The following is a 25217-nucleotide window of genomic DNA, read 5'->3' as shown; positions in this document are numbered from 1 at the left end:
CGCAGGTTGGGCCGATCGCCTGGTTGTTGATCACCTGTTCGGCCGCGGTCGTCGGTAGGTGTCCCGGTAGGTGACGCACGGCCCGGGCGGAGGTTGCTCCAGCCGGGCTTCGCCTCGTGTTGGTGAGGGAGTCGGCGGGGCTTCGTTGGGGGGCAAGGGTTCCGGTGAGCGAGTCCCGGGTGGAGGGTGCCGGCGGCGAGTGGGGTCCGGGGTCCGCCGGGGCCAGGTGGATCTTGTCCGGTCCGCGCTTCGGGGGGTGGTGGGCACGCCACAAGTCGGGGGGTGTTGTGCGCCACTTCCGCCGGCGTTGCCGACCGGGCGCCCGTGGCCTCGCTGCAGTGAGGACGTACTAGCGGGTGCTCACTGTGGCTCGCGCACGCCTCGTGGCCGCTTCAGCACTCGCGGGCCGATTGCCCACGAACGTGCCACCCGCCGCAGGGCAATCAGCCCGCCGGACGCCGGACGCGCGACCTTCGATTCGGGCCTGCCCCGGGGACGCGACCGGCCGTGCCTTCTCCGGCCGGCCCCCTGCTTGCTCAGCGCGGAGGACTCGCTACTGCGCAAATCTCGAGCCTGCACACGCGCTACCGGCGCACCTGCTCACCACCCCACCGGCCGCCGACATGCCCCCGCCCTCCTCAGGGGGGCGCGCCCAGTCCCATTCTACCGACGGAGGGTGACGAAATTGGCTGTGCACAGGAGTTGTCCACAGGTGAGGCAAGTTGTGGATAGCTCTGTGAGCGGCGTCGGTGGGACGGCGGATGTGTGCGGTTCCGGCCGATGTCGGTGGCTCGGTCCTCGGTCGCTCGATGGCTCGGTCGCTCGATGGCTCGGTCGCTCGATGGCTCGGTCGCTCGGTCCTCGGTCGCTCGGTCCTCGGTGGCTCGGTGGCTCGGTGGCTCGGTCGCTCGGTCCTCGGTGGCTCGATGGCTCGGTCGCTCGATGGCTCGGTCGCTCGGTCCTCGGTCGCTCGGTCCTCGGTCGCTCGGTCCTCGGTGGCTCGGTGGCTCGGTGGCTCGGTGGCTCGATGGCTCGATGGCTCGATGGCTCGATGGCTCGGTGGCTCGGTGGCTCGGTGGAACCGTTACCGCAGATGGAGAGAGCTGCCGTCGCGGTCTCTGGCGGATGGAGCCGGGCGCTTGTCCGCGGAGTGCGCCGCCCCGGAGAGGTCGCGGCGAGCGGGGAAACCGGGTGATTGAGCTGGAGCCAGGAGAAGGACGCTCAGGGCATGAGCGCCAGAGCCGCCAAGGCCGCGACCGCAGAGGCGCAAGCGGCGGTGGCCCGGGCGACAGCGACCGATACGAGCAGCGATGGCCCCACAACCGCAGCGCCCGTGGCGGAAACAGCGACGGCTCCCAGCATCAGCGATAGAAGGCGCACCACGACGGCCCGAGCCGCAGCGCCAGTGGCGCTAGCAACGGTGGCGCTACGGGACAGCCACAACTCCAACAACAAGGACGCCGACGCCGACGCAGCAACGACACCAGCACAGCCACGCGACCGACCCAGCCCCGTAGCGGCACACGCACAAACGGCGATCCCCGACGCCGCAGCGAAAACCGGAAAGCCGAAAGCCGAAAGCCCCACGCCACAAGGAAACCGAAAAGCCGACCGCCCTCAACGCCGAAACCCGAAAGCCTGCAAACCGAAAGCCCTCAACGCCGAAAGCCCCACGCCACAAGGAAACCGAAAAGCCGAGCGCCCTCAACGCCGAAAACAGAAAGCCGGCAAACCGAAAGCCCTCAACGCCGGAACCGCCGGAAACCCCACCACACACAAAACAACTCGGGCCCACCCAGCAAACGCTGAGTGGGCCCGAGTCGAATCAGGAACTTCAGTTGACGGTGGCGGAGCCGCCCGCCGCTTCGAGCTTTTCCTTGGCAGAGCCGGAGAAGCCGTCGGCGGTGATGTCGAGCTTGGTGCCCGCGACGTCGCCGTTGCCGAGAACCTTGACGAGGCTGCCCTTGCGGACGAGGCCCGCCTTGACGAGCTCCTCGACGCCGACCGTGCCACCGTCCGGGAAGACGCGGGCGATGTCGCCCACGTTCACCGGCTGGTACTCGGTGCGGAAGCGGTTCTTGAAGCCACGCAGCTTCGGCAGCCGCATGTGGATGGGCATCTGCCCACCCTCGAAGGCGGCGGGCACGTTCTTGCGGGCCTTGGTGCCCTTCGTACCGCGGCCGGCCGTCTTGCCCTTCGAACCCTCACCACGGCCCACGCGGATCTTGTCGCGCTTGGCGCCCGGGGCCGGACGCAGGTGGTGGATCTTGATGGCGGTCATGCCTGGACCTCCTCGACCTCCACCAGGTGGCGGACGGTGTGGATCAGGCCGCGCACCTGGGGGGTGTCCTCACGCACGACGCTCTGGCGGATCTTGCGCAGCCCGAGGGTGCGCAGCGACTCGCGGTGAGCGTGCTTCGTGCCGATCTTGCTCTTGACCTGGGTCACCTTCAGCTGAGCCACGTCAGACCCCCTGGCCCGCGCGCTGGCGCAGCATCCGAGCCGGGGCGACGTCCTCGAGCGGCAGGCCGCGACGAGCCGCGACCTCCTCCGGACGCTGCAGGCCCTTGAGGGCCGCCACGGTCGCGTGCACGATGTTGATCGCGTTGTCGGAGCCGAGCGACTTCGACAGCACGTCGTGGACGCCCGCGCACTCCAGCACCGCGCGCACCGGGCCACCGGCGATGACGCCGGTACCGGCGGACGCCGGACGGAGCAGCACGACACCGGCGGCTTCCTCACCCTGCACCGGGTGCGGGATGGTGCCGGCGACGCGAGGCACGCGGAAGAAGTTCTTCTTCGCCTCTTCGACGCCCTTGGCGATGGCCGCGGGAACTTCCTTGGCTTTGCCGTAGCCGACGCCCACCTGGCCGTCACCGTCGCCGACGACGACGAGAGCGGTGAAGCTGAAGCGACGACCACCCTTGACGACCTTGGCGACGCGGTTGATCGTCACGACCTTCTCGAGGTGCGGGGTCTTGTCCTGGGCCGCCCCGCCACGGCCGCTGTCGCGCCGGTCCCGGCGGTCGCGACGGTCACCGCGGTCGTTGCCGCCCTGACCGCCCGGTCCACCCTGGCCGCCGCCGAATTGCCGCGTACGTCCCGGCATCAGGCTTTCCTTCCATTGACGAGCATCTGCATCAGAACTCCAACCCCGCCTCACGGGCGGCGTCGGCGAGAGCCGCGATGCGGCCGTGGTAGGCGTTGCCACCACGGTCGAACACGACGGCCGAGATCCCGGCGTCCTTGGCGCGAGCCGCGACCAGCTGGCCGACCTTGGCGGCCTTGGCCTTCTTGTCGCCCTCGACCGAGCGGACGTCCGCCTCGAGGGTGGACGCCGACACCAGGGTGTGGCCGGCGAGGTCGTCGATCACCTGCACGGCGATGTGCCGCGAGGAGCGCTTGACGACCAGCCGCGGACGCACCGGCGTGCCACTGACCTTCTTGCGGAGGCGGAAGTGCCGACGGGCCTTCGCGACGCGGCGGCGGGTCGAGATGTCCTTGCCGACCGGCTTGCGCTTCGTCGTAGTCGTGTCGCTCATGATCACTTACCCGTCTTTCCGACCTTGCGGCGGATCTTCTCACCCTCGTAGCGCAGGCCCTTGCCCTTGTACGGGTCGGGGCGGCGCAGCTTGCGGATGACCGCAGCGATCTGGCCGACCTTCTGCTTGTCGATGCCGGACACCGAGAACCGGGTGGGCGTCTCCACCTTGAAGGTGATGCCTTCCGGGGCCTCGATCTTCACCGGGTGGCTGTAGCCGAGGGCGAACTCGAGGTCCGAGCCCTTGGCCTGCACGCGGTAACCGACGCCGTGGATCTCGAGCTTCTTCTCGTACCCCTGGGTCACGCCCACCACGAGGTTGTTCACCAGCGTGCGGGTCAGACCGTGCAGGGCACGGCTCTCGCGCTCGTCGTCCGGACGCTTCACCTGCAGAGCACCGTCTTCACCGCGCTCGACGGTGATGGGCTCGGCAACGGTGTGCTCCAGGGTGCCCTTGGGCCCCTTGACCTGAATGTGCTGACCGTTGATGGTCACCTCGACCCCGGAGGGGACGGCGACCGGCAGCTTTCCGATGCGTGACATGTCTGTGCCCCCTCCCTTACCAGACGTAGGCGAGAACTTCGCCGCCCACGTTGTTGCGCTTGGCCTGACGGTCGGTCTGGAGCCCACCGGACGTCGAGATGATCGCGACGCCGAGGCCACCGAGCACGGACGGCAGTTCGGTCGATTTTGCGTACACCCGCAGACCCGGCTTGGACACGCGCCGGAGGCCGGCGATGCTGCGCTCACGGTTGGGGCCGTACTTCAGCTCGACGATGAGGTTCTTGTGCTTCTCACCAGGCTCGTCGCGGTAGCCCGCGATGTAACCCTCGCGCTTGAGGATCTCGGCGATGTTCGCCTTGATCTTCGAGTGGGGAAGCACGACCTCGTCGTGGTACGCCGAGTTCGCGTTGCGCAGACGGGTCAAGAAGTCTGCGATGGGGTCGGTCATCGTCATGGTGACCTGTCAACCTTTCTCGCCTGGTTCCCCGCCCTGACGCGGGCGGGGCCTGTGGCGAACTGGGAAATAGAGTTTCGAGCCTTACCAGCTGGACTTGTGGACACCGGGCAGCTCGCCCGCGTGCGCCATCTCCCGGAGGCAAATCCGGCACAGCCCGAACTTGCGGTACACCGAGTGCGGCCGGCCGCAACGGTTGCACCGGGTGTAGGCGCGCACCGCGAACTTCGGCTTCCGCGCGGCCTTGCTGATCAGCGCTTTCTTGGCCATCGGCTCAGTTCTCCTTGAACGGGAAGCCGAGCTTGCGCAGCAGCGCCCGGCCCTCGTCGTCGGTGGTGGCGGTGGTGACGACGGTGACGTCCATACCGCGCGGACGGTCGATGTCGTCGGGGTTGATCTCATGGAACATCGACTGCTCGTTGAGACCGAACGTGTAGTTGCCGTTGCCGTCGAACTGCTTGCCCGAGAGGCCGCGGAAGTCGCGGATACGGGGCAGCGCGATGGTGAGCAGCCGGTCCAGGAACTCCCACATCCGGTCGCCGCGCAGCGTCACGCGCGCACCGATCGGCTGGCCCTCACGCAGCTTGAACTGCGCGATGGACTTGCGGGCCCGGCGGACCTCCGGCTTCTGACCGGTGATCAGGGAGAGGTCGCGGACCGCGCCCTCGATCAGCTTGCTGTCGCGAGCGGCGTCACCCACACCCATGTTCACGACGACCTTCACGACGCCGGGAATCTGGTGCACGTTGGGGATGGAGAACTCCTTCTGGAGCTCGCCCTTGATCTCGTCGCGGTACCGGGTCTTGAGACGCGGCACGATCTTCTCTGCGGTGGTCATGTCAGATGTCCTTGCCGTTCCGGCGCGAAACCCGGACCTTCTTGCCGTCCTCGCCGATGCGGTAGCCCACACGGGCCGGCTTGCCGTCCGAGTCCACGACCATCACGTTCGAGACGTGGATGGGCGCCTCCTGGGTCACGATCCCACCGGACTGCGCACCACGCTGCGTCTGGGTGATCCGGGTGTGCTTCTTGATCCGGTTCACGCCCTCGACCAGCACGCGGTCGCGCTCGGGGTAGGCCTGGATGACCTTGCCCTTGGCGCCCTTGTCCTTGCCGGCGATGACGACGACCGTGTCGCCCTTCTTCACCTTCATCACAGCACCTCCGGCGCGAGCGAAATGATCTTCATGAACTTTCGGTCGCGCAGCTCGCGGCCCACCGGGCCGAAGATGCGGGTGCCCCGGGGCTCGTTGTCGTTCTTGATGAGCACAGCGGCGTTCTCGTCGAAGCGGATGTAGGAACCGTCCGGACGACGACGCTCCTTCACCGTGCGGACGATGACGGCCTTGACCACGTCGCCCTTCTTCACCCCGGCAGCCGGGATGGCGTCCTTCACGGTGGCGACGATGATGTCGCCGATACCCGCGTAGCGCCGCCCGGAACCACCGAGAACACGGATGCAAAGGATCTCCTTCGCACCGGTGTTGTCGGCAACCCGAAGCCGCGACTCCTGCTGGATCACGTCAACTCCTGTATGTCGCGCTGGTTCTCGCTCGCGCGAGCCTTGCGGAACCAAGGACTCCGAAGAGCCCTGCTTACTTGGCCTTCTCCACGACCTGCACCAGGCGCCAGCGCTTCGTCGCCGACAGCGGCCGGGTCTCCATCAGGGTGACCCGGTCGCCCACGCCCGCCTCGTTGTTCTCGTCGTGCACCTTCACCTTGGTGGTGCTGCGGAGAACCTTCGAGTAGCGCGGGTGCTTCTTGCGGTCCTCGAGCTCGACCACGATCGTCTTGTCCATCTTGTCCGAGACGACGTAGCCCTCACGCACCTTGCGGTAGTTGCGCACGACGGTCTCGGTGGTGGGCTCGCTCATGCGGCACCTTCACTCTCGGCGTCGGGGGCCACGGACAGGCCGAGCTCACGCTCGCGCATGACCGTGTAGATCCGCGCGATGTCCGTGCGGACGGTGCGCAGCCGACGGTTGTTGTCCAGCTGCCCGGTCGCCATCTGGAAGCGGAGGTTGAACAGCTCCTCCTTGTACTCCTTCAGACGCAGCACGAGCTCTTCCGCGGTGAGCTCACGAAGCTCGGATGCCTGAGCGGCTCCGCTCGCCATCAGAACTCACCACCTTCACGGGAAACGATGCGGCACTTCATGGGCAGCTTGTGGATCGCGCGACGGAGCGCCTCGCGGGCGGTCTCCTCGTTCGGGAAGCTGATCTCGAACATCACGCGGCCCGGCTTCACGTTGGCGATCCACCACTCGGGCGAACCCTTACCGGAACCCATGCGGGTTTCCGCCGGCTTCTTGGTCAGCGGGCGGTCCGGGTAGATGGTCGTCCACACCTTGCCGCCACGCTTGATGTGACGGGTCATGGCGATACGAGCGGACTCGATCTGCCGGTTCGTCACGTAGCTGTGCTCAAGTGCCTGGATGCCGTACTCGCCGAAGTTGACCTTCGTGCCACCCTTGGCGGCACCGTGGCGCTTCGGGGAGTGCTGCTTCCGGTGCTTGACCCTGCGCGGGATGAGCACGTCTCAGCCCTCCGTCTTTTCTGCGGTCTCGGCAGCCGGGGCCGCCTCGGTCGCCACGGGCGCCGCGTCTTCGCTCTTCGCGGCAGCAGCAGCGCGACCGGCTTCGGTCGAGGTCGCCGTCGTGCCCGAAGCGCCGGAACGACGCGGGCGGGACGGACGGTCACCGCGGTCGCGGCGCGGGGCCCGCTCGGCGGCCGCGGCGGCGTCGCGCGCCTCGCGGGCCTTGAGGCCACCGACCAGCTCACCCTTGTAGATCCACACCTTCACGCCGATGCGACCGAACGTCGTCTTGGCCTCGAAGAAGCCGTAGTCGATGTCGGCGCGCAGCGTGTGCAGCGGGACCCGGCCGTCGCGGTAGTGCTCGGAGCGGGACATCTCGGCACCGCCGAGACGACCGCCGCACTGCACGCGGATGCCCTTGACCTGCGGCGAGCGCATGGACGTCTGGATCGCCTTGCGCATCGCGCGGCGGAACGCCACGCGGTTGCTCAGCTGCTCCGCGACGCCCTGGGCCACCAGCTGAGCGTCGGCCTCGGGGTTCTTGACCTCGAGGATGTTCAGCTGGACCTGCTTCTTGGTCAGCTTCTCCAGCGCGCCGCGGATGCGGTCGGCCTCCGCGCCGCGGCGGCCGATGACGATGCCCGGCCGGGCGGTGTGGATGTCGACGCGGACGCGGTCACGGGTGCGCTCGATCTCGACCTTGGAGATGCCGGCGCGCTCCATGCCCGTGGAGAGCAGCTTGCGGATCTTGACGTCCTCGGCCACGTACTCCGCGTACTGCTTGTCGGCGTACCAGCGCGACTTCCAGTCCGTGGTGATACCCAGGCGGAAGCCGTGCGGGTTGATCTTCTGGCCCACTACCGGCCACCTGCCTTCTTCTTGCTCTGCGCCTTCTTCACGTCAGCCTTCGGACGCGACTCCACCTCGACGGTGATGTGGCTGGTCCGCTTGCGGATCCGGTACGCACGGCCCTGGGCCCGCGGGCGGATGCGCTTGAGGGTCGGGCCCTCGTCGGCGTACGCGTTCTTGACCCAGAGCGTCTCCGGGTCCAGCTGAAGGTTGTTCTCGGCGTTGGCCACGGCGCTGGCGAGCACCTTCGCGACCGGCCCGCTGGCCGCCTGCGGGGCGAACCGGAGCACGGCCAAGGCGTCGGCGGCGCTACGTCCCTTGATGAGCTCGATCACCCGGCGCACCTTGGTCGGCGAGTCCCGGACGAAGCGAGCCCGCGCGTACGCCGTAGGCAGGGCCTCGGTCGTCGCGTCGTTCTGGGCGTTCATCGCTACTTCCCTTGTCTCTATCTCGTGCCCGCTCAGCGGCGGCGCGACTTGCGGTCGTCCTTGATGTGGCCCTTGAAGGTCCGAGTCGGGGCGAACTCGCCCAGCTTGTGACCCACCATGGCCTCGGTGACGAACACCGGGACGTGCTTGCGGCCGTCGTGCACCGCGATCGTGTGACCCAGGAAGTCCGGGATGATCGTGGAGCGGCGCGACCAGGTCTTGATCACGGTCTTCTTGTTGGCTTCGTTCAGCGCGTCCACCTTCTTGAGCAGGTGGTCGTCCACGAACGGGCCCTTCTTAAGGCTGCGTGGCATGTGCTTCTACCTCCCTGCTCAGCGCTTCTTGCCGGTACGCCGGCGGCGGACGATGAGGGCGTCGGACGGCTTGCGCCGGCGCGTACGGCCCTCGGGCTTACCGTTGGGGTTGACCGGGTGGCGACCACCGGAGGTCTTGCCCTCACCACCACCGTGCGGGTGGTCGACCGGGTTCATGACGACACCGCGGACCGTGGGGCGCTTGCCGCGCCAGCGGTTGCGGCCGGCCTTGCCCCAGTTGATGTTCGCGTGCTCGGAGTTGCCGACCTCGCCGACCGTGGCGCGGTTGCGCACGTCCACGTTGCGGATCTCGCCCGAGGGGAGACGCAGCTGGGCGTACGGGCCGTCCTTGGCGACGAGCTGCACGCGGGCGCCGGCGGAGCGGGCCATCTTCGCGCCGCCACCGGGGCGGAGCTCGATCGCGTGCACCACGGTGCCGACCGGGATGTTGCGCAGCGGCAGGTTGTTGCCCGGCTTGATGTCGGCGCGGGGGCCGTTCTCGACGGTGTCGCCCTGCTTCAGCTTGTCCGGCGCGATGATGTAGCGCTTCTCGCCGTCGGCGTAGTGCAGCAGCGCGATGCGCGCGGTGCGGTTGGGGTCGTACTCGATGTGCGCGACCTTGGCCGGCACGCCGTCCTTGTCGTTGCGACGGAAGTCGATGACGCGGTAGGCGCGCTTGTGGCCGCCACCCTTGTGGCGGGTGGTGATCTTGCCCGACGAGTTGCGACCGCCCGAACCGCTCAGCGGACGCAGCAGCGACTTCTCCGGCGTCGAGCGGGTGATCTCGGCGAAGTCCGAGACGCTCGAACCGCGACGACCCGGGGTCGTCGGCTTGTACTTGCGGATGCCCATTGTCAGCTCAGTCCTTTACGCGGTGGGTCCGCCGAAGATCTCGATCGCCTTGCTCTCGGGCGAAAGAGTCACGATGGCGCGCTTGGTGTCCTTGCGCTTGCCGAAGCCGGCGCGAGTCCGCTTCCGCTTGCCCTGGCGGTTGGCCGTGTTGACGCTGACCACCTTGACGCCGAACACCTTCTCGACCGCGATCTTGATCTGGGTCTTGTTGGCGTCCGGGCGGACGATGAACGTGTACTTGTGGTCCTCGAGCAGCCCGTAGGACTTCTCGGAGATGACCGGCGCGAGCAGGATGTCGCGGGGGTCCGGAATGGCGACCGAGCTCACTGTTCGTCACTCCCTTCCGAAACCTCGCCCGAACGCGCGGAGGCCTTCACGGCCTTGCCACGAACGGGGCCCGCCACGAACGCGTCGTACGCGGCCTTGGTGAACACGACGTCGTCGTTGACCAGCACGTCGTAGGTGTTGAGCTGGTCCGCCCAGATCAGGTGCACGTACGGCAGGTTCCGCGCGGACACCCAGGTGAGCTCGTCGTCCCGGTGCAGCACCACGAGCACACGCTTCGCCTGCGTCGCCGCGGCGATGGCGGCCTTGGCGGCCTTCGTGGACGGCTTCTCGCCGGTGACCAGCTCGGTCACGACGTGCAGCTGGCCGGCGCGCGCCCGGTCGGAGAGGGCGCCACGCAGAGCGGCGGCCTTCATCTTCTTGGGGGTGCGCTGGGTGTAGTCGCGCGGCGTGGGGCCGTGGACGACACCGCCGCCCGCGAACTGCGGGGCGCGGGTCGAACCCTGGCGGGCACGGCCGGTGCCCTTCTGCCGGTACGGCTTCTTGCCGCCACCGGAGACCTCACCACGGGTCTTCGTGTCGTGCGTGCCCTGGCGCGCGGCGGCCAGCTGGCCGATCACCACCTGGTGCATCAGCGCGACGTTGGCCTGCACGTCGAAGATCTCCGCCGGGAGATCGACGGTGCCGTCGGCTTTACCGGCCGGGGTCTTCAGCTCGACGCTCGTCATCGTCAGTTACCACCCTTCGCGGCGCTGCGCACGAACAGCAGGCCGCCCTTGGGACCGGGCACAGCGCCCTTGATCAGCAGCAGGCCGTCCTCGGCACGCACCGCGTGCACGGTCAGGCCCTGCGTGGTGACCCGGTCGTTGCCCATCCGGCCCGCCATGCGCAGGCCCTTGAACACACGGCCCGGCGTCGCGCAGCCACCGATCGAACCCGGCTTGCGGTGCACGGCCTGGGCACCGTGGCTCGCGCCCTGGCCCTTGAAGCCGTGGCGCTTCATGACACCGGCGTAGCCCTTGCCCTTGCTGGTCCCGGTGACGTCGACCGCCGCGCCGGCGTCGAACACCTCGGCGGTGATCTCCTGGCCGACCTCGTAGGTCCCGGCGTCGGTGGTCCGCAGCTCGGCGAGGACGCGACGCGGGGTCACGCCGGCCTTCTCGAAGTGGCCCGTGCGCGGCTTGTTCACCTTGCGCGGGTCGACCGCGCCGAACGCCAGCTGCACGGCCGCGTAGCCGTCCTTGTCCTGGGTCCGAACCTGGGTGACCACGTTCGGACCGGCCTTGACGACGGTGACCGGGACAACCCGGTTCTGCTCGTCGAAGACCTGGGTCATGCCGAGCTTGGTGCCCAGGATGCCCTTAACTTCCCTGTCAGACATGAGAGTCTCTATCTCCGCCGCTCGCCGCGCTCTACTGGATGTTGACGTCGACGCTCGCCGGGAGGTCGATGCGCATGAGCGCGTCCACCGTCTTCGGCGTCGGGTCGAGGATGTCGATCAGACGCTTGTGCGTGCGCATCTCGAAGTGCTCGCGCGAGTCCTTGTACTTGTGCGGCGAGCGGATGACGCAGTAAACGTTCTTCTCGGTGGGCAGCGGCACCGGCCCGACAACACGGGCGCCGGTGCGCGTGACCGTTTCCACGATCTTGCGAGCCGAGGTGTCGATCGCCTCGTGGTCGTAGGCCTTGAGCCGGATGCGGATCTTCTGTCCCGCCATGGTGGCTGCGTTCCTTGTCGTCTCGTGCCGCTTTGTCTCGTCAACCCGGGCCGTGGCCCGGGTTTCAGCAGTTCAACGGCCCTGTCCCCGGTCCACGCGGTCGGGCGTGTCGCGCCCGCCGCACAGACGGATCCCGTGGGATCGTCGTCTTGCCTGGTCTTCCTCTACGTGAGGAGGCCGCGGGCCGGCTGTGGTGCTCGAGCGCCGTCCCTACTGGCCCTTGCCCGCTAGCCTCACCCGAAGGAAGAGCTCCACGGACCGTGGCCACTCGTGCCGGGGCGGCCGGAACCCCTACTCGATTCGAGAACCGGTAGGAATTCGGCCGCCCCTGGACGAGCAACCTGATTAGTGTCGCACACGTGATTTGACGCCCCTGACCCGGGGGGTGTAGGGCCCCGGGTCAGGGGCGTCGAAATCACTTGATGATCTTGGTGACCTGGCCCGCACCGACGGTCCGGCCACCCTCGCGGATGGCGAACCGCAGGTTCTCGTCCATCGCGACCGGCTGGATCAGCTGGACGGAGATGTCCGTGTTGTCGCCCGGCATGACCATCTCGGTGCCCTCGGGGAGGGTCACGACGCCGGTCACGTCCGTGGTGCGGAAGTAGAACTGCGGACGGTAGTTGTTGAAGAACGGGGTGTGACGACCACCCTCGTCCTTCGACAGGATGTAGACCCGGCCCTCGAAGTCGGTGTGCGGGGTGGTGGTACCCGGCTTCACGACGACCTGACCGCGCTCGACGTCCTCGCGCTTGATACCGCGGAGCAGGAGGCCGACGTTGTCGCCCGCCTGGCCCGAGTCGAGCAGCTTGCGGAACATCTCGACACCGGTGACAGTCGTCTTCTGCGACTTCTCCTTGATGCCGACGATCTCGACCTCTTCGTTGACGTTGACCACGCCACGCTCCACACGACCGGTCACCACGGTGCCGCGGCCGGTGATGGTGAAGACGTCCTCGATCGGCATGAGGAACGGCTTGTCGAGCTCACGCACCGGGTCCGGCACGTTGTCGTCGACGGCGTGCATCAGCTCGAGCACGGCCTCGCCCCACTTGGCGTCGCCCTCGAGGGCCTTGAGACCGGACACGCGCACGACCGGCGCGTCGTCGCCCGGGAACTCCTGCGAGGACAGCAGCTCGCGGACCTCCAGCTCGACGAGCTCGAGGATCTCCTCGTCGTCGACCATGTCGGCCTTGTTCAGCGCCACGACGATGTAGGGCACACCGACCTGACGGGCGAGCAGCACGTGCTCACGGGTCTGCGGCATCGGGCCGTCCGTCGCGGCAACCACCAGGATCGCGCCGTCCATCTGGGCGGCACCGGTGATCATGTTCTTGATGTAGTCCGCGTGACCGGGGGCGTCAACGTGCGCGTAGTGACGCTTCTCGGTCTGGTACTCGACGTGCGAGATGTTGATCGTGATACCGCGCTGGCGCTCTTCGGGCGCGTTGTCGATCTGGTCGAACGCACGCGACTCGTTGAGCTCGGGGTACTTGTCGTGCAGAACCTTGGTGATCGCCGCGGTCAGAGTCGTCTTGCCGTGGTCGACGTGACCGATGGTCCCGATGTTGACGTGCGGCTTGCTCCGCTCGAACTTCGCCTTCGCCACTGGAATGTCCTCCTGGACTGATTTCGCTTTGTGCTCGTGGGCCGGCGTGGCTGCCGGCCCACGATGGTTTCTCGTCGGTGCTGCGGACGTTCAGGAGTGTTCCTTATGCCCGCGAGCGGACGGGGACTACTCCCCCGTCGCCTTCGCGATGATTTCCTTCGCGACGTTCGCGGGAACCTCGGCGTAGGAGTCGAACACCATGGAGTAGTTCGCGCGACCCTGGGTGCGAGACCGCAGGTCGCCCACGTAACCGAACATCTCCGACAGCGGCACCAGTGCCTTCACGACACGGGTACCGGCGCGCTCCTCCATGGCCTGGATCTGGCCACGGCGGGAGTTGAGGTCGCCGATCACGTCACCCATGTAGTCCTCGGGCGTCGTGACCTCGACGGCCATCATCGGCTCGAGGATGACCGGGCCGGCCTTCCTCGCGGCTTCCTTCATCGCCATGGAACCGGCGATCTTGAACGCCATCTCCGAAGAGTCGACCTCGTGGTACGCACCGTCCAACAAGGTGAACTTCAACCCGACGAGCGGGTAGCCGGCCAGCACGCCGTACTGCATGGCGTCCTGCGCGCCCGCGTCGACCGACGGGATGTACTCCCGCGGCACGCGGCCACCGGTGACCTTGTTGTCGAACTCGTAGAGTGCACCGTCGGTAGTCGCGAGCGGCTCCAGCTTCACGATGACCTTCGCGAACTGGCCGGAACCACCGGTCTGCTTCTTGTGCACGTAGTCGAGCTTGTCGACCGTCTTCTTGATCGTCTCGCGGTAGGCGACCTGCGGCTTACCGATGTTCGCCTCGACCTTGTAGTCGGACTTCATGCGGTTGACGAGCACCTCGAGGTGGAGCTCGCCCATGCCGGCGATGATCGTCTGACCCGTCTCCTCGTCGAGCTGGACCTGGAAAGTCGGGTCCTCCTCGGCGAGCTTCTGGATCGCGAGCGACAGCTTCTCCTGGTCGGCCTTCGTCTTCGGCTCGATGGCCACGCGGATGACCGGGTCCGGGAACGTCATCGACTCGAGGACGACCGGGTTCTGCGGGTCGGCCAGCGTGTCACCGGTCGTGGTGTCCTTCAGGCCGATGACCGCGTAGATGTGGCCGGCCTGGGCCTCCTCGACCGGGTTCTCCTTGTTGGAGTGCATCTGGAAGAGCTTGCCGATGCGCTCCTTGCGCTCCTTGGTCGCGTTCACGACCTGGGCGCCCGCGGCGACCTTGCCCGAGTAGACCCGGATGTAGGTCAGCTTGCCGAAGAACGGGTGCGCGGCGATCTTGAACGCCAGCGCGGAGAACGGCTCGTCGACCGACGGCTTGCGCGAGACCGGGGTCTCGCCGTCGGGCAGCGTGCCCTCGACGGCCGGCACGTCCAGCGGGGACGGCAGGTAGTCGATGACCGCGTCCAGCATCGGCTGCACGCCCTTGTTCTTGAACGCGGAGCCGGTGAGCACCGGGTACGCCTCGCGCGCGATCGTGAGCTTGCGGATGCCGGCCTTGATCTCGGCTTCCGTGAGCTCCTCGCCCTCGAGGAACTTCTCCATCATGGCGTCGTCGGTCTCGGCGACCGTCTCGACCAGCTTCTCGCGGTACTCGGCAGCGCGGTCGGCCAGCTCGGCGGGGATGTCCTCGACCGAGTAGTCCTCACCCTTCTTGACCTCGCCGCGCCAGGTCAGCGCCTTCATGCGGACCAGGTCGATGACACCCTCGAAGTCGTTCTCCGCGCCGATCGGCAGCTGGATGACCAGCGGCCGCGCGCCGAGGCGCTCCTCGATGGTGCGCACGGTGAAGTAGAAGTCCGCACCCAGCTTGTCCATCTTGTTGACGAAGCAGATGCGCGGAACTTCGTACTTGTCCGCCTGCCGCCAGACCTGCTCGGACTGCGGCTCGACACCTTCCTTGCCGTCGAACACGGCAACGGCGCCGTCGAGCACGCGCAGCGAGCGCTCCACCTCGACGGTGAAGTCGACGTGCCCGGGGGTGTCGATGATGTTGATCTGGTGATCGGCCCAGAACGTGGTGGTGGCAGCCGAGGTGATGGTGATACCCCGCTTCTGCTCCTCCTCCATCCAGTCCATGGTGGCGGCGCCGTCGTGGACTTCGCCGATCTTGTAGTTGATCCCGGTGTAGAACAGGATCCGCTCGGTGGTGGTGGTCTTACCGGCGTCGATGTGCGCCATGATCCCGATGTTGCGGACCTTGTTCAGGTCGGTCAGCACTTCACGTGCCACGAGAGTGTTCCCCTGTCTCAAGCGTGGGGCCCGGCATGGCTTGGATCGGCAGCCGGGCGGTCATCACCAGCGGTAGTGCGCGAAGGCCTTGTTGGACTCGGCCATCTTGTGCGTGTCTTCCCGGCGCTTGACGCTGGCGCCAAGGCCGTTGCTCGCGTCGAGCAGCTCGTTCTGCAGCCGCTCGATCATGGTCTTCTCGCGGCGGGCCTGCGAGAAGGAGACCAGCCAGCGCAGGGCCAGCGTGGTGGAGCGGCCGGGCTTGACCTCGATCGGCACCTGGTAGGTGGCGCCACCGACGCGGCGGCTCTTCACCTCGATGGTGGGCTTCACGTTGTCGAGCGCGCGCTTCAGCGTGACGACCGGGTCGGTGCCGGTCTTCTCGCGAGCACCTTCCAGCGCGCCGTACACGATGCGCTCGGCCAGCGACCGCTTCCCGTCCTTCAGCACCTTGTTCACCAGCTGGGTGACCAGCGGCGAGGCGTAGACCGGGTCGGAGATCAGCGGCCGCTTCGGGGCCGGACCCTTGCGGGGCATTAGCTCTTCTCCTTCTTCGCGCCGTAGCGGCTGCGCGCCTGCTTGCGGTTCTTCACGCCCTGCGTGTCGAGCGAACCGCGGATGATCTTGTAGCGAACGCCCGGCAGGTCCTTCACCCGGCCACCGCGCACGAGCACCATCGAGTGCTCCTGCAGGTTGTGACCCTCACCGGGGATGTACGCCGTGACCTCGATGCCGCTCGTCAGCTTCACACGCGCAACCTTGCGCAGCGCCGAGTTCGGCTTCTTCGGGGTCGTGGTGTACACGCGGGTGCACACACCACGACGCTGCGGGCTCCCCTTGAGGGCCGCGGTCTTCTGCTTGGCAGCCTTGTCCTGGCGGCCCTTGCGGACCAGCTGCTGGATCGTGGGCAATGGACCAGCTTTCTGTCTGCGATCTTGCTTCTTCGTGTCTTCACCGGCCCCCGCGGTCGGGCGTGTCGGCCCGCGTCACGGTCTCTCGACCGGTAACTTCCCGGAGGGGTTTTCCGTCGGAACCCCACGTGGACGAGGCCGGTGAACCGGGTGCGCGAGCACCCCGCTCATGCCGCACGGCACGCGGAGCGGCCCGACGCCTGCCGGGCACGGTCTCCAAAGATACCCGGCCACCTCGCGGGTGGTCCGGGCGGGGGGTCCGAAGTGACGGTGACCGCCCATCGTAACCCCAGATGGGGGCTCTGCGGCCAGTGCCGCGCGGGTTCGACCGAGCGGGTCCCGTCATTGAGAACGTGACGGACGTCCCGCCTATTCCTCTTCAGGCTTCGCGTGGTCGGCGCGCCCCGGGTTGGGATCGCGAGACAGGTCGATGAGCGGATGAACGCCGGCCCCCTCAGGCGCGGCGTGACTCCCCCGAGTCTTCTTCGACTCCTCTTCAGGCCGGTCGGCGGTGCCGTTGCCGTCCATGACGCACTCCTCTGGTTCGGTTTCCCTGCGAATCGCACCGTACCCAGTTCCACGATCGGGTGACACCGCGGGACCGAACGTCCCTTTGCCGAGGTGATCGACATGCCCGTTATCCAGTGGACGCGCCCGTGACGATGGATCCGTGACGACCTGGACCATCGAGGTGACCCCCGTCCACCATCCTGACGCGCGCGCGATCCTGCGCGAGTACCTCACCGACATCGCCGGCCGCTACTGGGGTCGGCCGGCGACCGAGTCCGAGATCGACGAGGCACTGGCCGAGCAGCAGAGCGACGACCTCGTCGCCCCGACCGGCGCGTTCCTCATCGCCCGGCTGCCCGACGGCACGATGACCGGCTGCGCCGGCACGCGCGTGGTGCGGCCGGGACTGAACGAGCTGACGCGCGTGTACGTGCGCCCGGCGCACCGCGGCCGGGGCGGCGGCGCGAAGCTCGTCGCGGCGGCCGAGGACGCGGCGCGGACCCTCGGCGCCGAGGTGATGCGGCTCGACACCCGGACCGATCTCGTCGAGGCCCGGGCGCTCTACGCGCGCACGGGGTACGCGGAGGTCGAGCGGTTCAACGACGACAAGTACGCCGAGCACTGGTTCGCCAAGAACCTCCACTGAGTTCGTTGCCCGGCAACGGATTCCATCCCTCCGGTGTGGACGGTCGACCGTCCACACCGGACGGCGGCACGGCGGCTGAGGCGTGCGCGCTGCCGGCCGGGCTCCGGAGCGCCCCTTTCTCCCGTTACGGGAAAAAATTCACGACTCGCCAGCGCAAACCTGGCAGAACCGGCATAATCCGCACGTCCGCACACCCGTCTTGTGCACGTGAGGGGGCCGCCGTGTCGGCTGAGATGGATCGTCTCGTCGCCGAGTTCGAGAAGTTCCAGTCCAAGATCAAGCAGGCCGAGGCGCAGTTCGCCAAGGTCGGCGACCTGCAGAACGAGGTGACGGCCCTCGAGGCCGTCGCGATGTCACCCGACCGGGCCATCACGGTCGTCGCCGGCCCCGGCGGCTCGGTCAAGGACATCCGGCTCACGCCCGACGCGCTGCGCCTGCCGCCGCAGCAGCTGGGGTCGAGCATCCTCTCGACCCTGCACCGCGCCGTCGCGGACGCCGCCCTGCAGCAGGCCGGCATCGTCGACGCGCACGTCGGCGCGGCGTTCGGCCTCGATGTCAGCGACCAGGTGCTCGAGGCCCAGGCCGAAGCGATGGGAACCACGGCGGACGAGCTGAAGTCCCAGACCTCGGAGGAGCAGCCACCACCCGCCCGTCCGGCGCCCCGCCGGACGGCCCCGAGCGATCCCGACGACGACTTCGGCCAGGGCGTCCTGCGCCGCGACGAACCCCCGGCCGCTCCCCCGCCGCCCCCGGCCCGCCCGGCCGACGACGGCGGCCGGAAGTTTTGGGACCACGAGGAGTACTGATGGGCCACGAAGTAGACCTCCCGGCGCTGCGGAAGTACGCGTCGACCACGCTCCCGCACTACAAGGACGAGGCCGCCAAGTTCGGCGGCCTCGTGGACCAGGCCGACGTGACGGACAAGTCGTGGGGCCTGATCGGGCTTGCGGTGAAGCAGACATACACGAGCAAGCTCGAAGACCTGCGTGAGCTGCTGGAGCTGATGAAGACCGGGGTCGACACCTTCAGCGGGAAGATGACCCAGGCCGCGGACATCTACGACGGCAAGCAGAAGGACGCCGTCCTCAAGCTCGGCAAGACCAAGGTGAACATCGACGGACCGCTCTGAGCTGGGGGAAGAGATGGCGGACAGCATCGCCGACGGCGTCAAGCTGAAGAAGGACGAAGAGGGCTTCGGCCACAACGCCATGGAGGCGGCCAAGAAGGCGCCGATCGTCGGCAAGGGCGTGGAGGGCGTCTCCAACGCCGTCGACAACTACGGCAACGCGGACAGCATCGGCGACTTCGCCGGCGCCACGGGCCAGATGCTCAAGGACGGCGCGGGCTTCGTCGCCGGCGCCGCGGTCGACGTGGCGAGCTTCGCGCTCGACCCGGTGAACTGGCTGGTCAGCAACGGCCTGAACATGCTTCTCGAGCTGATCTCGCCGCTGCAGGACGCACTGCACTTCGTGACCGGCGACGGTCCGGCGTTGAAGGACGCCGCCGGGAACTTCAACGAGATCGGCATGGGCTTCATCAAGCTCGGCGACGATTTCACCCAGAAGGGCCGCGACGAGCTGAAGGGCTGGGTGGGCGACGGCGGCGACGCGGCCCGCAAGGCGCTGGACCAGTTCTCCGAGGGCATCAAGGGCATCGGCTACACCACCGGCGGCGTCGGCCAGACGCTGCAGATGTGGTCGATGGTCATGACCGTGATCGAAGAGGTCGTGAAGGCGATCATCTCCGAGCTGGTCAGCTGGCTGATCTACATCTGGCTGCCTGCCCTGGCCGCCTCCATCGTCAGCCTCGGCTCGTCGGTGGCCGGTGCGATGACGGCGTCGATCGCCAAGGCGGCCAGCGCGTTCACGAAGATCACGAAGCACCTCGGCAAGCTCGGCGAGCTGCTGCAGAAGTTCGTGACGTTCCTCGCGAAGTGGAGCGACGACCTCATCAAGGAAGGTTCGAAGCTCCACGGAGCCGGGGGCGCCGGCCGGGCGATGACGCCGGGCGCCGAGAGGGCCGTGAGCGGCGCGGTCGCGTCGGCGACGAACTCCCGTGGCGCGGCGACCGCTGAGGCGGTGAAGGAAGCCGTCAAGTCCGGCGGGAACGAGGCCATCAAGCAGGTGGTCGGCGTGAGCCCGGGCGACTTCGGCAAGGGCTCCGGCACCAACAAGAAGATGGGCTTCGACTTCGTCAACAAGGCGATCGACAACGCCAAGGACATCGCCAAGTCGAGCGAGGCGGCCGATTCCGGGTACAGCTCCGACAAGGAGACCCGCGACAACCTCGACATGGGTGGTTAGGCGAAGTGCTCGGCCCCTGGTTCGTCGTCGGCGGCTACGCACTCGCCTTCGTGCTCATGTGGATCGCCGGACGCGCAGAACGGCGAAGTCCGGTCGCCTCCGCGGTGTGCTATTCGCTGTCCGGAATCGCCATCTCCGAAGCGTCGCTGTACTGGCTGTCGGCCGGTACCGGCAGTGACGTACCGCAACTGCTGTGGTACGCGTTCCCGCTGGTCGTGACGGTGCTGGTCATGTGGCGGGGCTGGCACCAACGCAACTGGGTCAAGCGCCTCGACTCGGTCGACGAACCGGCCTTCGGCTTCCTGCCGCACCGCGGCGTCGCCGTGGCCCTCGACCACCCCGACCCGTCGCCCCGGCGGGCCACCGTCGAGTTCACCCACAACGGCCACCGCCTGCTGGGGATGGAGTACTCGACCCGACCGCCGCGCGAGAACGAGGTGTTCGCGGCGGCCGGACAGGTGGCCGAAGAGATCGACTCGGTCAATTCGGTGGTCGAGTTGCGGATCCCGCACGTGCCCGCGCTGACGATCTCACCGCGGACCGGGGCGTTCGAGCCGGAGCACTTCACCCCGTTGGAGGATGCCCGGATCACCCGCAACGCCTTCGGCTGGCTCCGGCCCGACACCACCTTCGGCTCCTTCGAGGTCGACCCCGAGTTCGACCGCCGGTACTCGGTGTCCACCTCGGACCCGGAGTTCGCGCACGCGGTGCTGACCGGCGAGGTGCGCGAGCTGATCATGACCGACCTGTGGTTCCGGGTACACCAGGTCGCGTTCCACGGGGACGCGCTGTGGACCACCGACACCGGCGGGCTGACCGAGGACCGGATGTTCGGCAACTCCCGCCGGCTCGCGGTGCTCGCCGCCGCGGTGCCCGCGCCGGTGTGGGAAACCTGGGCGGCGGACCGCGATTTCCACACCGCTGCCACCCGCTCCGACACGAGCTACGACGGCTGGTCCGGCAAGCGTGGCGGCTTCATCCGCACCCCGGTGAACCGGAGGCGGGAAGCCGCGGACCGGCAGCCGGTGACCTCGACGTCGCTCACCGTGCGCTCGCTGATCGCGCTCGGCCTGATCGCGCTGGGCGCGGGGCCGGTGGGCAACTCGGTGGCGGCCATCACCGGACTCGCCCCCCAAGTACACCTGGCCGTCGACAACATCAGCGCGGGCGGCACCCGGCATTGCGTCAGCACGACAGGCGGCCTGTCGTGTTCCGCCGACCGGCCCAGCGTGCGCGGCACCTACACCGACGACGGCGGAATCCACCAGGTCTCGGCTGACTGGTCCGGCGAGCTGCCCCGGCGCGGCGACGTCGTCGAAGTCATGGTGGGACCGTTGTGGGGACACCCGGGCTACCAGATCGGCAGCCGGACGTACGCCGTGCTCGACTTCCTGATCTGCCTGCTCTACCCCCTGGTCGGGCTTTACCTCGCCAAACGCACCTACCTGCCCCGCCCGCCGCGGCGAGCGCGCAGGATGCGCGAGAGACTCACCAGCTCGGTCTGAAAGCTCCGAGGTACCAACGACAAGCCCCCCGCCGGTTCCCCGGCGGGGGGCTTGTCGTTCAACTACTCAGCGTTCAGCTACGTCCGGCTCAGCGGAAGTCGCGGCCGAAGTCGTAGTCGTCGAGCGGCACGGCGGCGCCGGTGCCCGACCCGAAGACGTCCGGCGTGTAGTAGCCGTCGTCGTAGGACGGGATGGCGTACGCGGCGACGCGCGCCTCCTCGGTCGGCTGGACCTGGATGTTCCGGTACTTGTTGATGCCGGTGCCGGCCGGGATCAGCTTACCGATGATCACGTTCTCCTTGAGGCCCACGAGCCTGTCCGAGCGGCCGTTGATGGCCGCGTCGGTCAGAACGCGCGTGGTCTCCTGGAACGAGGCGGCCGACAGCCACGAGTCCGTGGTCAGCGACGCCTTCGTGATGCCCATCAGCACCGGGCGACCCGAAGCCGGCTCGCCGCCCTCGGCGACCGCGGCCCGGTTCGTCGCCTCGAACTTCGTGCGCTCGGGCAGCTCGCCCGGCAGGAAGTCCGTGGCACCGGAGTCGATGATCGTCACGCGGCGCAGCATCTGCCGCACGATGACCTCGATGTGCTTGTCGTGGATCGACACACCCTGCGCCCGGTACACCTTCTGGACCTCGTCGGTGAGGTGCATCTGCGCCTCACGCGGGCCCATCACGCGGAGCACCTCGTGCGGGTCGGGCGTGCCCTCGAGCAGCTGCTGACCGACCGCGACGTGGTCGCCGTCGCCCAGCGGGCCGTTCGGGGTGTTGGCGAGCCGCTGCCGCTTGGACAGCTTGTCGAAGACGATCTCCTCCGACCCGTCGTCCGGGATCAGGGTGATCTTCCAGAACCGCTCGCTCTCCTCGATCCGCACGCGGCCGTCGACGTCCGCGATCGGCGCCTTGCCCTTCGGCACGCGAGCCTCGAAGAGCTCGGTGACGCGGGGCAGACCGGTCGTGATGTCGTCACCGGCGACACCACCCTGGTGGAACGTACGCATCGTCAGCTGCGTACCCGGCTCACCGATCGACTGGGCGGCGACGATACCGACGGCCTCGCCGACGTCGACGAGCTGGCCCGTCGCCATCGAGCGGCCGTAGCAGGTCGCGCACACACCGACCGCCGACTCGCAGGTCAGCACCGAGCGGACCTTGACCTTCGTGATGCCGCTGGACAGCAGCTTCTCGATGGCCGGGTCGCCCACGTCGTCGCCCGCGTTGAGCACGACGTTGCCCTTGGCGTCCACCGCGTCGGTCGCGAGGTTCCGCGCGTACACGCTGGTCTCCACGTGCTGGTCGCGCAGCACCTTGCCGTCGCCGACGTCCTCGCCGACGGTCATGGTGATACCGCGCGTCGTGCCGCAGTCGATCTCGCGGACGATGACGTCCTGCGAGACGTCCACCAGACGACGGGTCAGGTAACCCGAGTCGGCGGTCCGCAGAGCGGTGTCCGCCAGGCCCTTCCGGGCACCGTGCGTGGCGATGAAGTACTCCGCCACCGACAAGCCCTCACGGAAGTTGGACTTGATCGGGCGCGGGATGTACTCACCCTTCGGGTTCGACACCAGGCCACGCATACCGGCCAGCGACCGGACCTGCGTCATGTTGCCCGCCGCGCCCGACTTCACGATCATGGCGATCGGGTTGTCGTCCGGCAGCGCCGTCTCCATGATCTTGTGGACCTCTTCGGTGGCCTGCGTCCACACCTTGACGAGCTCGTTGTTGCGCTCGGAGTGCGACAGCTGACCACGCTGGTACCGCTTCTCGACCTGGTCGGCCTTGGCCTCGTACTCGTCGAGGATGGCCTTCTTGCCGGCGGGCACGAGCACGTCGGAGATGGCCACCGTGACGCCCGAGCGGGTCGCCCAGTAGAAGCCGGCGTCCTTCAGCTTGTCCAGCGTCTGGGCCACCTGCGTCATCGAGTAGCGCTCGGCGAGGTCGTTCACGATCGCGGCCTGCCGCTTCTTCGGCATCGGCTCGTTCACGAACGGGTAGTCCGCCGGCAGCAGGTCGTTGAACGTGACACGGCCCAGAGTCGTCTCGGCCAGCCACGTCTTGCCCGGCTCCCAGCCGTCCTCGGCCAGCCGCGCCTCTTCCGACTTCGGCGGCTGCCGGTCGGTGATGCGGATCTTGATCGGGGCGTGCAGGCTCAGCGCCTTGCGGTCGAAGGCCATGATCGCCTCGGCCGGCGACGAGTACGCGTTGCCCGCGCCCTCGGCCTTCTCGTCGAGACGGGTCAGGTGGAACAGGCCCGTGACCATGTCCAGTCGCGGCATGGCGAGCGGACGGCCCGACGCCGGCGACAGGATGTTGTTCGCCGACAGCATCAGGATCCGGGCCTCGGCCTGCGCCTCGGCCGACAGCGGCAGGTGCACCGCCATCTGGTCACCGTCGAAGTCCGCGTTGAACGCCTCGCAGACCAGCGGGTGCAGCTGGATGGCCTTGCCTTCCACCAGCTGCGGCTCGAAGGCCTGGATGCCGAGGCGGTGCAGGGTCGGCGCGCGGTTCAGCATCACCGGGTGGCCGGTGATGACCTCTTCGAGCACGTCCCACACCTGCGGGCGCGAGCGCTCCACCATCCGCTTGGCGGACTTGATGTTCTGCGCGTGGTTCAGGTCGACCAGCCGCTTCATGACGAACGGCTTGAACAGCTCGAGCGCCATGTCCTTCGGCAGACCGCACTGGTGCAGCTTCAGCTGCGGACCCACGATGATGACCGAACGGCCCGAGTAGTCGACGCGCTTGCCGAGCAGGTTCTGGCGGAACCGGCCCTGCTTGCCCTTGAGCAGGTCGGACAGCGACTTCAGCGGCCGGTTGCCCGGGCCGGTGACGGGACGGCCGCGGCGGCCGTTGTCGAACAGCGCGTCGACGGCCTCCTGCAGCATCCGCTTCTCGTTGTTGACGATGATCTCGGGCGCGCCGAGGTCGATCAGCCGCTTGAGGCGGTTGTTGCGGTTGATCACGCGGCGGTACAGGTCGTTCAGGTCCGACGTCGCGAAGCGGCCACCGTCGAGCTGCACCATCGGGCGCAGGTCCGGCGGGATGACCGGGACGGCGTCGAGGACCATGCCGCGCGGGTCGTTGCCGGTCGCCTGGAAGGCGGCCACGACCTTGAGGCGCTTGAGGGCGCGCAGCTTCTTCTGGCCCTTGCCGTTGCGGATGGTGTCGCGCAGGCTGTCGGCCTCCGCGGACACGTCGAACTCGGTGGCCAGCTTCTGGATGGCCTCCGCGCCCATGCCGCCGGTGAAGTACTCGCCGTAGCGGTCGATCAGCTCGCGGTACAGCAGCTCGTCGGCGATCAGCTGGCGCGGCTCGAGCTTCGTGAAGGTCGTCCAGACCTCCTCGAGGCGGTCGAGCTCACGGCCGGCGCGGTCGCGCAGCTGGCGCATCTCGCGCTCGCCGCCTTCCTTGACCTTGCGGCGGACGTCGGACTTGGCGCCCTCCGCCTCCAGCTCGGCCAGGTCGGCTTCCAGCTTCTGCGCGCGGGTCTCGATGTCGGCGTCGCGCTTCGTCTCGAGGTTCTTGCGCTCGACCCCGATCTCGTTCTCGAGCGTCGGCAGGTCGTTGTGGCGCAGCTCCGTGTTCACGCCCGTGATGACGTAAGCAGCGAAGTAGATGATCTTCTCGAGGTCCTTGGGCGCCAGGTCCAGCAGGTAGCCCAGGCGCGACGGGACGCCCTTGAAGTACCAGATGTGGGTGACCGGCGCGGCCAGCTCGATGTGGCCCATCCGCTCACGGCGCACCTTGGCGCGAGTCACCTCGACGCCGCAGCGCTCACAGATGATGCCCTTGAAGCGGACGCGCTTGTACTTGCCGCAGTAGCACTCCCAATCCCGGGTGGGACCGAAGATCTTCTCGCAGAAGAGACCGTCCTTCTCGGGCTTGAGAGTCCGGTAGTTGATGGTCTCCGGCTTCTTGACCTCGCCGTAGGACCACTGACGGATGTCGTCAGCAGTGGCCAGACCAATCCGCAGTTCGTCGAAGAAGTTGACGTCTAGCACGTCTTCCCTTCCCTCTTTCCTCGAGGTTTA

Annotated in this window: 32 protein-coding genes; 5 read left to right on the top strand and 27 right to left on the bottom strand. The window is 67.9% G+C overall.

All coding sequences use genetic code 11. The features are described 5' to 3' along the window. Nucleotides 1-1834 precede the first annotated feature (1834 nt). The 26 genes from rplO to ACIA77_RS02215 all read right to left on the bottom strand — a co-directional run bounded on the left by rplO (nt 1835) and on the right by ACIA77_RS02215 (nt 16751). A complete protein-coding gene (gene rplO / locus ACIA77_RS02340; RefSeq protein ID WP_395883936.1) occupies nt 1835-2281 on the bottom strand; it encodes a 50S ribosomal protein L15 in 447 nt (148 codons plus the stop codon). Beyond that, entirely contained in the window at nt 2278-2463 is a 186-nt protein-coding gene (rpmD, locus tag ACIA77_RS02335; protein ID WP_004558875.1) for a 50S ribosomal protein L30, read from the bottom strand. The genes rplO and rpmD overlap by 4 nt, the downstream gene beginning before the upstream one ends. 1 nt (nt 2464) lies before the next feature. Continuing rightward, nucleotides 2465-3109: a 30S ribosomal protein S5 gene (gene rpsE / locus ACIA77_RS02330; protein WP_204091695.1), complete on the bottom strand. Its 645-nt coding sequence runs from the start codon at nt 3107-3109 to the stop codon at nt 2465-2467. Nucleotides 3110-3140: 31 nt separating this feature from the next. After that, the gene (gene rplR, locus ACIA77_RS02325; RefSeq protein WP_395883934.1) at nt 3141-3542 is read right to left on the bottom strand and encodes a 50S ribosomal protein L18; all 402 of its coding nucleotides are present in this window, start codon (nt 3540-3542) and stop codon (nt 3141-3143) included. A gap of 2 nt (nt 3543-3544) precedes the next feature. Further along, a complete protein-coding gene (gene rplF / locus ACIA77_RS02320; RefSeq protein ID WP_395883932.1) occupies nt 3545-4084 on the bottom strand; it encodes a 50S ribosomal protein L6 in 540 nt (179 codons plus the stop codon). Between the two features lie 16 nt (nt 4085-4100). Continuing rightward, nucleotides 4101-4499: a 30S ribosomal protein S8 gene (rpsH, locus tag ACIA77_RS02315; RefSeq protein WP_220246088.1), complete on the bottom strand. Its 399-nt coding sequence runs from the start codon at nt 4497-4499 to the stop codon at nt 4101-4103. Nucleotides 4500-4583: 84 nt separating this feature from the next. Further along, the gene (locus tag ACIA77_RS02310; protein ID WP_204091698.1) at nt 4584-4769 is read right to left on the bottom strand and encodes a type Z 30S ribosomal protein S14; all 186 of its coding nucleotides are present in this window, start codon (nt 4767-4769) and stop codon (nt 4584-4586) included. Between the two features lie 4 nt (nt 4770-4773). Further along, nucleotides 4774-5337 carry a 50S ribosomal protein L5 gene (gene rplE, locus ACIA77_RS02305; RefSeq protein WP_204091699.1) on the bottom strand — a complete coding sequence of 188 codons (564 nt, stop codon included), beginning with the start codon at nt 5335-5337 and terminating at the stop codon, nt 4774-4776. 1 nt (nt 5338) lies between these two features. Further along, on the bottom strand, nt 5339-5653 hold the full coding sequence (rplX, locus tag ACIA77_RS02300; protein ID WP_395883931.1) for a 50S ribosomal protein L24: 315 nt from the start codon (nt 5651-5653) through the stop codon (nt 5339-5341). Then, a complete protein-coding gene (rplN, locus tag ACIA77_RS02295) occupies nt 5653-6021 on the bottom strand; it encodes a 50S ribosomal protein L14 (RefSeq protein WP_004558867.1) in 369 nt (122 codons plus the stop codon). Before rplN ends, rplX begins: the two co-directional genes overlap by 1 nt. Nucleotides 6022-6094: 73 nt before the next feature. Continuing rightward, nucleotides 6095-6373: a 30S ribosomal protein S17 gene (gene rpsQ / locus ACIA77_RS02290; RefSeq protein ID WP_204091701.1), complete on the bottom strand. Its 279-nt coding sequence runs from the start codon at nt 6371-6373 to the stop codon at nt 6095-6097. Next, a complete protein-coding gene (gene rpmC, locus ACIA77_RS02285) occupies nt 6370-6615 on the bottom strand; it encodes a 50S ribosomal protein L29 (RefSeq protein WP_204091702.1) in 246 nt (81 codons plus the stop codon). Before rpmC ends, rpsQ begins: the two co-directional genes overlap by 4 nt. Next, entirely contained in the window at nt 6615-7034 is a 420-nt protein-coding gene (gene rplP / locus ACIA77_RS02280; protein WP_204091703.1) for a 50S ribosomal protein L16, read from the bottom strand. The genes rpmC and rplP overlap by 1 nt, the downstream gene beginning before the upstream one ends. A gap of 3 nt (nt 7035-7037) precedes the next feature. Then, a complete protein-coding gene (gene rpsC / locus ACIA77_RS02275; RefSeq protein ID WP_395883928.1) occupies nt 7038-7892 on the bottom strand; it encodes a 30S ribosomal protein S3 in 855 nt (284 codons plus the stop codon). Next, on the bottom strand, nt 7892-8311 hold the full coding sequence (rplV, locus tag ACIA77_RS02270; RefSeq protein ID WP_395883927.1) for a 50S ribosomal protein L22: 420 nt from the start codon (nt 8309-8311) through the stop codon (nt 7892-7894). The genes rpsC and rplV overlap by 1 nt, the downstream gene beginning before the upstream one ends. A 32-nt stretch (nt 8312-8343) precedes the next feature. Then, nucleotides 8344-8625 carry a 30S ribosomal protein S19 gene (gene rpsS, locus ACIA77_RS02265; protein WP_153035997.1) on the bottom strand — a complete coding sequence of 94 codons (282 nt, stop codon included), beginning with the start codon at nt 8623-8625 and terminating at the stop codon, nt 8344-8346. A gap of 18 nt (nt 8626-8643) precedes the next feature. Next, nucleotides 8644-9477, bottom strand: a complete 834-nt coding sequence (gene rplB, locus ACIA77_RS02260) for a 50S ribosomal protein L2 (RefSeq protein ID WP_395883926.1) — start codon at nt 9475-9477, stop codon at nt 8644-8646. Between the two features lie 15 nt (nt 9478-9492). Next, the gene (rplW, locus tag ACIA77_RS02255) at nt 9493-9804 is read right to left on the bottom strand and encodes a 50S ribosomal protein L23 (RefSeq protein ID WP_003102087.1); all 312 of its coding nucleotides are present in this window, start codon (nt 9802-9804) and stop codon (nt 9493-9495) included. Then, nucleotides 9801-10490: a 50S ribosomal protein L4 gene (rplD, locus tag ACIA77_RS02250; protein WP_395883925.1), complete on the bottom strand. Its 690-nt coding sequence runs from the start codon at nt 10488-10490 to the stop codon at nt 9801-9803. The genes rplW and rplD overlap by 4 nt, the downstream gene beginning before the upstream one ends. A gap of 2 nt (nt 10491-10492) precedes the next feature. Continuing rightward, nucleotides 10493-11143 (bottom strand): 50S ribosomal protein L3, encoded by a 651-nt coding sequence (gene rplC / locus ACIA77_RS02245; RefSeq protein ID WP_395883924.1) that lies wholly within the window; start codon nt 11141-11143, stop codon nt 10493-10495. Nucleotides 11144-11174: 31 nt separating this feature from the next. Then, nucleotides 11175-11480: a 30S ribosomal protein S10 gene (rpsJ, locus tag ACIA77_RS02240; RefSeq protein ID WP_003102098.1), complete on the bottom strand. Its 306-nt coding sequence runs from the start codon at nt 11478-11480 to the stop codon at nt 11175-11177. A gap of 415 nt (nt 11481-11895) precedes the next feature. Further along, a complete protein-coding gene (gene tuf, locus ACIA77_RS02235; RefSeq protein ID WP_395883923.1) occupies nt 11896-13089 on the bottom strand; it encodes an elongation factor Tu in 1194 nt (397 codons plus the stop codon). A 126-nt stretch (nt 13090-13215) separates the two neighbouring features. After that, nucleotides 13216-15315 (bottom strand): elongation factor G, encoded by a 2100-nt coding sequence (gene fusA, locus ACIA77_RS02230; protein ID WP_395883922.1) that lies wholly within the window; start codon nt 15313-15315, stop codon nt 13216-13218. Nucleotides 15316-15378: 63 nt separating this feature from the next. Then, nucleotides 15379-15849, bottom strand: a complete 471-nt coding sequence (gene rpsG, locus ACIA77_RS02225; protein WP_007031033.1) for a 30S ribosomal protein S7 — start codon at nt 15847-15849, stop codon at nt 15379-15381. Further along, nucleotides 15849-16223: a 30S ribosomal protein S12 gene (gene rpsL, locus ACIA77_RS02220; protein WP_003102113.1), complete on the bottom strand. Its 375-nt coding sequence runs from the start codon at nt 16221-16223 to the stop codon at nt 15849-15851. Before rpsL ends, rpsG begins: the two co-directional genes overlap by 1 nt. A 369-nt stretch (nt 16224-16592) precedes the next feature. Continuing rightward, nucleotides 16593-16751, bottom strand: a complete 159-nt coding sequence (locus tag ACIA77_RS02215; RefSeq protein WP_395883921.1) for a hypothetical protein — start codon at nt 16749-16751, stop codon at nt 16593-16595. A gap of 142 nt (nt 16752-16893) precedes the next feature. Here ACIA77_RS02215 and ACIA77_RS02210 point away from each other — a divergent pair, with 142 nt between their 5' ends. The 5 genes from ACIA77_RS02210 (at nt 16894) to ACIA77_RS02190 (ending at nt 21187) form a co-directional block, all read left to right on the top strand. Continuing rightward, nucleotides 16894-17379 carry a GNAT family N-acetyltransferase gene (locus ACIA77_RS02210; protein WP_395883919.1) on the top strand — a complete coding sequence of 162 codons (486 nt, stop codon included), beginning with the start codon at nt 16894-16896 and terminating at the stop codon, nt 17377-17379. A gap of 221 nt (nt 17380-17600) precedes the next feature. After that, complete coding sequence (locus ACIA77_RS02205; RefSeq protein ID WP_395883918.1) at nt 17601-18185, top strand: YbaB/EbfC family nucleoid-associated protein; 585 nt, start codon at nt 17601-17603, stop codon at nt 18183-18185. Beyond that, complete coding sequence (locus tag ACIA77_RS02200; protein ID WP_395883917.1) at nt 18185-18508, top strand: hypothetical protein; 324 nt, start codon at nt 18185-18187, stop codon at nt 18506-18508. Before ACIA77_RS02205 ends, ACIA77_RS02200 begins: the two co-directional genes overlap by 1 nt. A gap of 13 nt (nt 18509-18521) precedes the next feature. Further along, entirely contained in the window at nt 18522-19682 is a 1161-nt protein-coding gene (locus ACIA77_RS02195; protein ID WP_395883916.1) for a hypothetical protein, read from the top strand. A gap of 5 nt (nt 19683-19687) precedes the next feature. Then, nucleotides 19688-21187 carry a hypothetical protein gene (locus ACIA77_RS02190; RefSeq protein WP_395883915.1) on the top strand — a complete coding sequence of 500 codons (1500 nt, stop codon included), beginning with the start codon at nt 19688-19690 and terminating at the stop codon, nt 21185-21187. Nucleotides 21188-21275: 88 nt separating this feature from the next. On the opposite strand, the gene ACIA77_RS02185 is transcribed toward ACIA77_RS02190, so the two are convergent. After that, nucleotides 21276-25187 carry a DNA-directed RNA polymerase subunit beta' gene (locus ACIA77_RS02185; RefSeq protein WP_395883914.1) on the bottom strand — a complete coding sequence of 1304 codons (3912 nt, stop codon included), beginning with the start codon at nt 25185-25187 and terminating at the stop codon, nt 21276-21278. Nucleotides 25188-25217: the final 30 nt, after the last annotated feature.

The organism is Amycolatopsis sp. NPDC051903 (assembly GCF_044452505.1).
In the GTDB taxonomy this organism is placed as follows: domain Bacteria; phylum Actinomycetota; class Actinomycetes; order Mycobacteriales; family Pseudonocardiaceae; genus Amycolatopsis.
The sequence above is the reverse complement of the archived record's forward strand: the minus strand, read 5'-3'. Positions and strand labels throughout refer to the sequence as shown.

What these genes read in the sequence shown, in the direction of transcription:
- rplF (WP_395883932.1), bottom strand. Translation starts at nt 4,084, where the DNA reads ATGTCACGCATCGGAAAGCTGCCGGTCGCCGTCCCCTCCGGGGTCGAG.
- rpsS (WP_153035997.1), bottom strand. Translation starts at nt 8,625, where the DNA reads ATGCCACGCAGCCTTAAGAAGGGCCCGTTCGTGGACGACCACCTGCTC.
- ACIA77_RS02200 (WP_395883917.1), top strand. Translation starts at nt 18,185, where the DNA reads ATGGGCCACGAAGTAGACCTCCCGGCGCTGCGGAAGTACGCGTCGACC.
- rplR (WP_395883934.1), bottom strand. Translation starts at nt 3,542, where the DNA reads ATGAGCGACACGACTACGACGAAGCGCAAGCCGGTCGGCAAGGACATC.
- ACIA77_RS02195 (WP_395883916.1), top strand. Translation starts at nt 18,522, where the DNA reads ATGGCGGACAGCATCGCCGACGGCGTCAAGCTGAAGAAGGACGAAGAG.
- rpsH (WP_220246088.1), bottom strand. Translation starts at nt 4,499, where the DNA reads ATGACGATGACCGACCCCATCGCAGACTTCTTGACCCGTCTGCGCAAC.
- rpsQ (WP_204091701.1), bottom strand. Translation starts at nt 6,373, where the DNA reads ATGAGCGAGCCCACCACCGAGACCGTCGTGCGCAACTACCGCAAGGTG.
- rplO (WP_395883936.1), bottom strand. Translation starts at nt 2,281, where the DNA reads ATGACCGCCATCAAGATCCACCACCTGCGTCCGGCCCCGGGCGCCAAG.
- rpsG (WP_007031033.1), bottom strand. Translation starts at nt 15,849, where the DNA reads ATGCCCCGCAAGGGTCCGGCCCCGAAGCGGCCGCTGATCTCCGACCCG.
- ACIA77_RS02215 (WP_395883921.1), bottom strand. Translation starts at nt 16,751, where the DNA reads ATGGACGGCAACGGCACCGCCGACCGGCCTGAAGAGGAGTCGAAGAAG.
- rpsE (WP_204091695.1), bottom strand. Translation starts at nt 3,109, where the DNA reads ATGCCGGGACGTACGCGGCAATTCGGCGGCGGCCAGGGTGGACCGGGC.
- rplB (WP_395883926.1), bottom strand. Translation starts at nt 9,477, where the DNA reads ATGGGCATCCGCAAGTACAAGCCGACGACCCCGGGTCGTCGCGGTTCG.
- rpmC (WP_204091702.1), bottom strand. Translation starts at nt 6,615, where the DNA reads ATGGCGAGCGGAGCCGCTCAGGCATCCGAGCTTCGTGAGCTCACCGCG.
- rplC (WP_395883924.1), bottom strand. Translation starts at nt 11,143, where the DNA reads ATGTCTGACAGGGAAGTTAAGGGCATCCTGGGCACCAAGCTCGGCATG.
- rplE (WP_204091699.1), bottom strand. Translation starts at nt 5,337, where the DNA reads ATGACCACCGCAGAGAAGATCGTGCCGCGTCTCAAGACCCGGTACCGC.
- rplV (WP_395883927.1), bottom strand. Translation starts at nt 8,311, where the DNA reads ATGAACGCCCAGAACGACGCGACGACCGAGGCCCTGCCTACGGCGTAC.
- ACIA77_RS02310 (WP_204091698.1), bottom strand. Translation starts at nt 4,769, where the DNA reads ATGGCCAAGAAAGCGCTGATCAGCAAGGCCGCGCGGAAGCCGAAGTTC.
- rplX (WP_395883931.1), bottom strand. Translation starts at nt 5,653, where the DNA reads ATGAAGGTGAAGAAGGGCGACACGGTCGTCGTCATCGCCGGCAAGGAC.
- rpsJ (WP_003102098.1), bottom strand. Translation starts at nt 11,480, where the DNA reads ATGGCGGGACAGAAGATCCGCATCCGGCTCAAGGCCTACGACCACGAG.
- rplD (WP_395883925.1), bottom strand. Translation starts at nt 10,490, where the DNA reads ATGACGAGCGTCGAGCTGAAGACCCCGGCCGGTAAAGCCGACGGCACC.